The following is a 7,861-nucleotide window of genomic DNA, read 5'->3' as shown; positions in this document are numbered from 1 at the left end:
CACTGCACACAATCCTCACCTGGCCACGGAAAACCCATGCAGCAACCCCATGGCCTTTCGCTCGATGCCGCGAGCAGACAGTCACGGCGGACTAAGGTGCGCTCTCGCCAGTGAACAGGGCCTGTGCGCCGTCGTCGGTGGTCCCCCAAAGGCGGGATCGGGTAGCGGTACCCGGCTGTGGGCTGGCGAGGACGAGCCAGTCGCCCGGGCGGTCGGGAATACTCAGGATCGTGTGGTCGAAGACGAGCTCCCCGGCAGAGGGATGGGTGAGTGCATGGCTGGTCTGCGTGTAGCCCTGAACCTCATGACGTGCCCACAGTTCAGCAAACTCCTCGCTGCGGTCGGTCAGCTCGGCAATGAGGCGATTGAGCTCGGGTGCGTCCGGGCTGTGCGAGGACGCGGCCCGCAGCTCCCCGACGAGTTCGGCTGCTGCGTCACGCCATTGCCCAATACGGGCGCGGTGTGCTGGCTCCGTGAAGAAACTGAACAAGCAGTTTTCGGAATGACCGAACACCTCGCGTGCGGGGGTGTTCCTCGCGACGAAGTTCAGATGCCGGTCCAGCACGTAGGCCGGGTTGGGCTGCCAGGTCCGGAGCACCTGCAGCACCTGTACACCCAGCGGACCGTGCGGGCCATCGGCAGCGGGCGGTGTGACGCCGGCGAGCGTGGCGAAGTAGTCGCGTTCACGGGTGGTCATCCGCAACACACGAGCGATCGAGTCCAGCACCGAACTGGAGATGTTGATGTCACGCCCCTGCTCCAGCCAGGTGTACCAGGACACCCCGACACCGGCCAGGGTGGCGACCTCCTCGCGCCGCAGCCCGGTAGTGCGGCGCCGACCGCCCTGGGGCAGTCCCACGTCCTCCGGGCGTAGTTGTGCGCGCCGGATCCGCAAGAAGTCTCGAAGTCGGTCGCGACGCGCGCTTTGACTGGTGGCCACAACACCACCATAACCAAGCACTGTCGTGGCAATGCAGATTCTCGGAGACTTGCTCCGGCAACCGTCACCCATTTCTTCATTGCGCGAAAGGACATCGAACTTGCCAAGGACAGTGCTCTTCCACGAGCTCGGCGGACCCGAGGTGCTTCAGCTGGAAGACGTGCCGATCAACGAACCGGGCCCCGGCGAACTACGCATCCGCGTCGAGGCGATCGGGCTCAACCGGGCCGAGGCGTTGTTCCGTGCCGGTGCCTACATCTACCGCCCTGTACTCCCCTCCGCCCGTCTCGGCTACGAAGCCGCCGGCATTGTGGACGCTGTCGGCGCGGGCGTCACCGACTTCGCGCCCGGCGACCCGGTGAGTACGGTTCCGGCCTTCCTGATGACCGAATACGGCACATATGGCGAGCAGATCGTCATACCGGCGTCCGCCGTTGTGCACCGACCCGAGACGGTCGACGCGGTCACCGGCGCGGCATTGTGGATGGCCTACACCACTGGCTACGGCCTCTTGGTGGAGATCGGCGGAATCCGGCCCGGCGACACCGTTCTTGTCACGGCCGCTTCGAGCAGTGTCGGCCTGGCGGCAATCCAGATCGCGAACCACCTTGGTGCCGTCCCGATCGCCACCACCCGAACGGCCGCCAAGAAGCAGCGGCTGCTCGACGCCGGTGCTTCTCACGTCATCACGACCGATGACGAGGACCTCGTCGACCGGGTCCGGTCTCTAACGGGCGGCCGTGGCGTCGACCTGGCCGTCGATCCGATTGCCGGCCCCAGCCTGAGCACCCTCGTCCAGGCCGTGGCACCGGACGGCGGGCTCATCGTCTACGGCTTCCTCGACCCCAACCCGATTCCCCTGCCCGTCGCTCCCGACTTCGCCGGACGCAACACCCGCACGTTCATCTTCTCCGAGGTGACTCTCAACGAGGCCCGGTTGCACCGCGCCAAGCACTTCATCCAGGCGGGGCTGCGTGCTGGTTCGCTTGCTCCTGTCGTGTCCCGGACCTTCGATCTGGCCGCCATCGGCAAAGCCCATCACTACCTGGAATCCAACGATCAGTTCGGGAAGATCATCGTCACTGTCCCGTAACGGTGGGTCTACTTCTTGACGGCGGTGGCGTAGTTGACACCGAGGAGGAGGCCGGTCAACTTCTGGTCGATGATCCACTGTTCGTTGGCGCGTCGGACTCGGGCGGAGGTGTCCTCGTCGAGTTCCATTTCGATACGCCGGATTCCGGTGCCACGGACGATGCTCCACCAGGCTTGCGGGTTGGGCAGGTCCATGGGGGTGACCTCGTCGGTGACAGCCGGGCCGGGGACGCCGGAATCGAGCAGCATGGTGCGCAGAGTGTCGGGGTTTTCCGTGCGCTGCCAGGGAATGGACAGTTCGAGGTCGGGGCGTTCCGCGCGCACGGCGTCGAGGAAGACATCGAACATGGGATAGACAGCTGGGTCCGCATGGAACGGCCATGTCAGTGGACAACCTCGGGCGGCAAGCGCGCCGTCGCACGCGGTGCCAGACTTCCAGCCATGGACGAACAACCACTGCGTGCGTGGGTCGCCGCCTATGAACGCGCGTGGCGTACGCCGGGCACGGACATCCTGGAGCAACTGTTCACAACGGACGCGACATATCAGCAATCCCCTTACCGGGAACCAATAAGGGGACTGCCCGCCATCGCGAGAATGTGGGAGGCGGAACGCGTCGGCCCGGACGAGGTCTTCCGGATGACCAGCGAACCGGTGGCCGTCGACGGTGACACCGCTGTCGTGCGGGTCGAGGTGTCCTACGGTGACCCGGTGCGGCAGGAGTACCGGGACCTGTGGATCATCCGTTTCGCCGAGGACGGCCGTTGCCGGGCCTTCGAGGAGTGGCCCTTCTGGCCGGGGACGTCGTACCACCCGGACTGAGCCGGTGCTGAGTTACCCATCTGGCTCCCAGCACGCCAGTTGGCACCGCCCTGCGCAATGCGAGATCATCCGATATCGAGGAGGTGGCCATGTCCGATGTCCTGATTCGAGACGTCCCCGACGACGTGCTCGCCGCCATCGACACCCAGGCAGCCCGGCTCGGTCTGTCCCGCAACGAGTACATCCGCCGCGAACTGCGCAACGTCGCACAACGATCGGCATCCAGTGTGACCGCCGACGATCTCCAGCGCTTCGCCCATACCTTCGCTGACCTCACCGACCCCGACGTGATGGATCAGGCCTGGACGTGACCACGAGAACGTCTGGCCTGGACGTTCGGGTACCGATTCCGCGGCATTACCGCGGTCCAGCACCCAGAGGATCTCGCCGAGCGGCCAGCAGGATGATCGCCAGAACCGGGGCCAGCGCGCCGGCGGCGAAGCCCCAGCTGTCGGCCGACTGGTACAGCGGGACCCACACCGCGGGGGCCAGTGCGCCGCCGAAGAACTGGAACGACAGGGCCACCGAACTCGCTCCCCCACGATTGTCCGGAGCACTCGTCACAGCCAGCGAGTTCACCGTCGACCGCAGACCGGTGACCGCGGCGCCCGCGAGCACGATCCCGGTCACGAGCAGTCCGGCGAACCCGGCGAACGCGGCCAGCAGGACCCCCGCCGCCAGTAGGACGTTCATGACCAGCCCAACGGCTTGCGGCCCGAGCCGGTCCAGCCACCGGCCCAGAGATCCCGCGGCGAGGATGCCGGCGACCCCGAACGAGGCGCTGACCAGCCCTCGCTCTGCGGGGCCGAGACCGAACACCTCCTGGGCGCGCAGGGTGCCGAGCACGGTCAGGCCGACCGCGGCGAGATAACACAGGAACGACAACGCGCACGCGAGCGCCAGCTGCCCCGACAGCAACGCCCGCCAGGACGGTTTCCCGCTCGCGCGGCGCGCGGCGGCCTCCTCACCGGGTGGCAGAGCCGCCAGCACGAGGGCCACCAGAGCGGGGAATGCGAACGCCAGCCGCCAGTCCACTGTGGCCGACAGACCGCTGACCAAAGGGCTGAACGCCTGCCCCGCGGCCTGCATCGCGCCGAACCAGCCCAGAGCCCGCCCGAGCCGCTCGCGCGGAACGAGGTCTCCGATAGCGGCCACCAGCAACGGTGTGGTGAAGGCATTGGTCGCGCCCTGCACCGCGCGCCCGGCAAGGAACCACAGCAGATCCGGCGCCAGGGCGCACCATGCGCTCGCCAGCACGAACACCACCAGGGAGATCTGCATCGTGCGCCGGCGCCCCCACCGTTCGGCGAGGGTGCCGGAGACCAGCATCAACCCGGCGAAGGGAAGCATGTAGGCGGTGACCGCCGCGGCCACGGCGGATTCGGTGCTGTCCAGGCCGCGCGCGACCTCGTGCAGCATCGGGGTGACCATCGTGCTGCCGTAGGGACCGAGGAAACCGCCGGCGTAGAGCGGCCACACCCGCGCCGAAGCCGACGCGGGTGTGGCGGTTGCCCTGGTCACCGGATCACGCGTTCACCAGGTTGTGGACGACCTTCTCGTACCCGGAGTCGGCCTCGATCAGACCCCAGCCGACCATCCAGTCGTAGGTGCGCTGGAACTCCTCCTGCGGGTAGGGCTCCTGCTGAACGAACCGCAGCCTGCCCAGCGGAAAGTCCTCCGGCTCCAACTCGCCGAGTTCCGGCGGCACCTCAGCGATCAGGTGGTGCAGATAGGGACGCGGATCCTCGTTCAGCTTCACCACCGCCCGGTTCACGGCCCGGCCGACCGCCGCGTAGGTCTCCGGGTCGAGGTCGGGACTGGCGACCTCGGAGCCGACGTAGAACGCCTCGCTCAGGTTCTTGTAGCCCTGCTTCTCCGCGAGTGTGATCCACGGTTCCATGAGCGCCGCGGCGGGGATCCGGCCGTCTCGCAGTGCCTCGTATCGCTGCTGCGGTCCGCCCAGATGGACGACCTTGATCTCCCCACGTGGGAGGAAGCCTTCCAGCATCTGCAAAGCGACGTAGTGCGAGCCGTGGTGGAAGTTGACGGCGACCTCTTTGTTCGCCAGGTCGGACGGGTGCACTTCCGGCGCGTCGGGCCGGACGAGGATGGCCTGGCTGCCCACGGCCGATCGCTTGCTGACAACCCGGCCACCGATGCCGCTGTCGTGGGAACGCCGGATCTGCCCCCATTCGCAGGCGCGGTACAGCGTCGCCTCACCGCTTTCGAAGTGGGACTTGGTACTGCCGAACGCGCTCAGCAGCTCGTGGTTGTCCAAATAGGTCACCGAGGCGTACTCCTTGGGCACGAAAGTGACGTCGAGCCCTTCCTCGGCGAAGTAGCCTTCGTCCTTGGCGACCAGCTGCGGCAGGGAGAACACCAGCGACAGCAGCTCCATGGTGACGGGAGTGAGCACGGTGGGACCACCTTTCGATTTTCGTTGTCAGTACTCAGATCAGGTCGGCGACAATGCGGCGGTGCAGGTCGAACAGCGCGGGATCTTCGGGTGAACGAGGGCGTGGCAGGTCGATGAGGTACTCCTGGCTGATGGATGCGGGGCGTCCGGACAGCACCACCACCCGGTCGGCGAGCAGAGCCGCCTCCTGCGGATTGTGTGTGACCAGCAATCCCGACAGCGGGCGTCGCAGCCACAGCTCCTGCAGCAGCAGGCGCAGACGTCGCCCGGTGATCTCGTCGAGCGCGCTGAACGGTTCGTCCAGCAGCATCAGGTCGGGCCGCACGGCGAAGGCCCTGGCCACCGCAACGCGTTGTCGCTGACCGCCGGACAGCACCGAGGGGAACTTGTCCGCGTACTCCGCGAGCCCAACGGCCTCCAGGATCGGCACCGCACCGGCCGGGTCGAGCCCGGCCGCCTCGATCGCCAGCTCGACGTTGCGCCGCACCGGCACCCAGTCCAGTAGCCGGGGCTGCTGGAAAACGACGCCGAGGCGCGCGGGGCCGTCCTGCCCGGGTGCGACCCGGATCGTGCCTGCGTCGGGTTTCTCCAGACCGGCGACCAGGTGCAGCAGGGTGGTCTTGCCGGTACCCGATGCGCCGACGACGGCGACCAGTTCGCCCGTCCGCACAGTGATGGAGAAGTCCCGGAAGATCGTCTCGCCGCGGTCGAACCGCTTCGCGACGCCTTCGAGGGAAACCGCGGCGCTCATACCGAACTCGCCTTCCGCCAACGGGTGAAATAGCGTTCCAGCCCCTGCAGCACGCCGTACTCCAGAATCGCCATGACGACACCGAACAGCAGCGTCCAGGCGAGCACCCCGGCGACGTTCTGCGCACCGAACTCGTTGTTGAGCTGGTAGCCGACTCCGCTCGACATGCCGAACACCTCGACGAGCACGATCACCTTCCAGGACAGGGAAAGCCCGATCCGCGCGCCGGAGAACAACGCGGGCTGCACGGCGGGCAACCACAGGTAGCGCAGCCGGCGCCGCAGCGGGAACCGGTACACGTGCGTCATCTCGACCAGCTGCGCGTCGATCGAGGCGATGCTCTGATAGATGTTCAGCGTCAGGGCGGGCGCGGCCGACAACGCAATCGCGACCACCGGGTTCGCCAGACCGACGCCGAACCAGATCACGCACAGCAGCGCCCACACCAGACTCGGGACGGTGAGACCGAGCAGGACCGCTGGTTCCAGGAAGCGGCGCAGGAACCGGTTGCGTCCCATGCCGATGCCGGCGGCCAGCGACACGGCGAACGCGAGCGCGAACCCGAGCGCGACGCGCAGCAGCGTCACACCTAGCTCCGGCAGGAAAATCCCGCTGGAGACGGTGTCGGTGATCGCGCGAACGATGTCCGGTAGCCCGGGCACCAGCACGCTGCCGACCTGGCTCGCCATGATCTGCCAGCATCCGGCAACGAGGACGACGAACGCGATCGGTGGCCAGGCCGCCTGCGCCCAGGCGGACCGCCGTGGTGCGGGCGGGTTGTCCACCGCCTTCGCCGTGATGTCCGGCCTTTGTTCACTCTGGACGGTCATGACGTCAGGTTGGAGTAGACGGCTGCAGCGGGAGGCTTGGCGAGCAACCCGTGTCGCACGGCGACTTGGATCTGGGTGTCCATGCTGGCCGCGGCAGCCTGCCCCCACTCGGTGGGATAGATGTCCACGAGACGTTCCGGTAACAACGCGATGGCTTGTTTCTCGGTGGCCGGAATTCCGTAGTATTCCGCCAACTCGGCAAGGATCTGCGGCCGTTCGTGGATCCGGTGGTGCACGTCGAGGCGGAGCTTCGCGAGCGCGGCGGCCACATCCTGGTGCTGAGCGACCCAGTCCGCACGCGCGCCCTGACCGTTGAGCAGCAACGGTTCGGCGCGGCCGGTGCCCTGGCGCCAGAGCTCGTCGATCGTCGCGATCTGGCGCGCGCCCTTGCCCACCAGCCGGGTGGCGTTGGGTTCGATGGTGACGATCGCCTCGACATCGCCGCGGTCGAAGAGGGCCAGGCCCGCGAGCACGGCACCCTGGTGGATCTCGTACTCGTTCTCGAACTCGATGCCGGTGACCGCGGCGGCGAGCTGGGTCGAGCGGTAGGCGTCGCTGTTGCTGGGCGGGGTAGCGATCCTCTTGCCGCGCAGGTCCGCGGGAGTCCGATATGGACTGTTCTCCGGCACCAGCCACCGCACATGGTTGTTGAGGCTGGCACTGAACACGGTCAGCGCCGCACCCGCGTCGTTGGCTATCACCGCACCGATCGGCCCCATGCTGGCCATGTCCAGCGCGCCCGACAACAACTTGTTCTGCACGTCACCTGGGCCCGTACCGGCCACATAGGACAATTCCAGCCCACCGAGCAGGTTCTCCTGCTCGGAAATCGGCCGTACGACCGCGCCGGCCGTACCCTTCTGGGTGTCCTCGACCTTCGCCTGCCTGCCGCCCGCCGCGCCCCCGGCGCCGCAGGCCGACAGCAGCGCGCCGAACCCCACTCCGGCGACCCCTGCCGCTCCCGCACGCAGCAGTGCGCGCCGCCCGAGTACCGCATCCGTGAGCGCCAC

General features: G+C 67.5%; 10 protein-coding genes. 3 read left to right on the top strand and 7 right to left on the bottom strand.

The window, feature by feature from the left end:
* Positions 1–91: 91 nt before the first annotated feature.
* Positions 92–940, bottom strand: a complete 849-nt coding sequence (locus tag ABZ863_RS29770; RefSeq protein WP_358542354.1) for a helix-turn-helix transcriptional regulator — start codon at positions 938–940, stop codon at positions 92–94.
* A gap of 100 nt (positions 941–1,040) precedes the next feature.
* Here ABZ863_RS29770 and ABZ863_RS29765 point away from each other — a divergent pair, with 100 nt between their 5' ends.
* Positions 1,041–2,033, top strand: a complete 993-nt coding sequence (locus ABZ863_RS29765) for a zinc-dependent alcohol dehydrogenase family protein (protein ID WP_358542351.1) — start codon at positions 1,041–1,043, stop codon at positions 2,031–2,033.
* Positions 2,034–2,041: 8 nt separating this feature from the next.
* Here ABZ863_RS29765 and ABZ863_RS29760 read toward each other — a convergent pair whose 3' ends face one another.
* Positions 2,042–2,380, bottom strand: a complete 339-nt coding sequence (locus ABZ863_RS29760; RefSeq protein WP_358542348.1) for a hypothetical protein — start codon at positions 2,378–2,380, stop codon at positions 2,042–2,044.
* Between the two features lie 93 nt (positions 2,381–2,473).
* Here ABZ863_RS29760 and ABZ863_RS29755 point away from each other — a divergent pair, with 93 nt between their 5' ends.
* A complete protein-coding gene (locus ABZ863_RS29755) occupies positions 2,474–2,854 on the top strand; it encodes a nuclear transport factor 2 family protein (RefSeq protein WP_358542345.1) in 381 nt (126 codons plus the stop codon).
* 89 nt (positions 2,855–2,943) lie between these two features.
* Positions 2,944–3,165: a ribbon-helix-helix protein, CopG family gene (locus tag ABZ863_RS29750; RefSeq protein ID WP_358542342.1), complete on the top strand. Its 222-nt coding sequence runs from the start codon at positions 2,944–2,946 to the stop codon at positions 3,163–3,165.
* Between the two features lie 46 nt (positions 3,166–3,211).
* Here ABZ863_RS29750 and ABZ863_RS29745 read toward each other — a convergent pair whose 3' ends face one another.
* From ABZ863_RS29745 to ABZ863_RS29725, 5 genes are read right to left on the bottom strand one after another with little or no spacing between them, the layout of a single operon-like run.
* Entirely contained in the window at positions 3,212–4,375 is a 1,164-nt protein-coding gene (locus ABZ863_RS29745; protein ID WP_358542339.1) for an MFS transporter, read from the bottom strand.
* Positions 4,376–4,379: 4 nt separating this feature from the next.
* Entirely contained in the window at positions 4,380–5,270 is an 891-nt protein-coding gene (locus ABZ863_RS29740) for an ABC transporter substrate-binding protein (protein WP_358542337.1), read from the bottom strand.
* A gap of 34 nt (positions 5,271–5,304) precedes the next feature.
* Positions 5,305–6,021 carry an ABC transporter ATP-binding protein gene (locus ABZ863_RS29735; RefSeq protein ID WP_358542334.1) on the bottom strand — a complete coding sequence of 239 codons (717 nt, stop codon included), beginning with the start codon at positions 6,019–6,021 and terminating at the stop codon, positions 5,305–5,307.
* Complete coding sequence (locus tag ABZ863_RS29730) at positions 6,018–6,851, bottom strand: ABC transporter permease (protein WP_358542331.1); 834 nt, start codon at positions 6,849–6,851, stop codon at positions 6,018–6,020. Before ABZ863_RS29730 ends, ABZ863_RS29735 begins: the two co-directional genes overlap by 4 nt.
* Positions 6,848–7,861 (bottom strand): ABC transporter substrate-binding protein, encoded by a 1,014-nt coding sequence (locus ABZ863_RS29725; protein ID WP_358542328.1) that lies wholly within the window; start codon positions 7,859–7,861, stop codon positions 6,848–6,850. Before ABZ863_RS29725 ends, ABZ863_RS29730 begins: the two co-directional genes overlap by 4 nt.

It is taken from the genome of Saccharomonospora sp. NPDC046836, from assembly GCF_040645195.1.
In the GTDB taxonomy this organism is placed as follows: Bacteria; Actinomycetota; Actinomycetes; order Mycobacteriales; family Pseudonocardiaceae; genus Prauserella_A.
The sequence above is the reverse complement of the archived record's forward strand: the minus strand, read 5'-3'. Positions and strand labels throughout refer to the sequence as shown.

What these genes read in the sequence shown, in the direction of transcription:
- ABZ863_RS29735 (WP_358542334.1), bottom strand. Translation starts at nt 6,021, where the DNA reads ATGAGCGCCGCGGTTTCCCTCGAAGGCGTCGCGAAGCGGTTCGACCGC.
- ABZ863_RS29750 (WP_358542342.1), top strand. Translation starts at nt 2,944, where the DNA reads ATGTCCGATGTCCTGATTCGAGACGTCCCCGACGACGTGCTCGCCGCC.
- ABZ863_RS29755 (WP_358542345.1), top strand. Translation starts at nt 2,474, where the DNA reads ATGGACGAACAACCACTGCGTGCGTGGGTCGCCGCCTATGAACGCGCG.
- ABZ863_RS29760 (WP_358542348.1), bottom strand. Translation starts at nt 2,380, where the DNA reads ATGTTCGATGTCTTCCTCGACGCCGTGCGCGCGGAACGCCCCGACCTC.
- ABZ863_RS29730 (WP_358542331.1), bottom strand. Translation starts at nt 6,851, where the DNA reads ATGACCGTCCAGAGTGAACAAAGGCCGGACATCACGGCGAAGGCGGTG.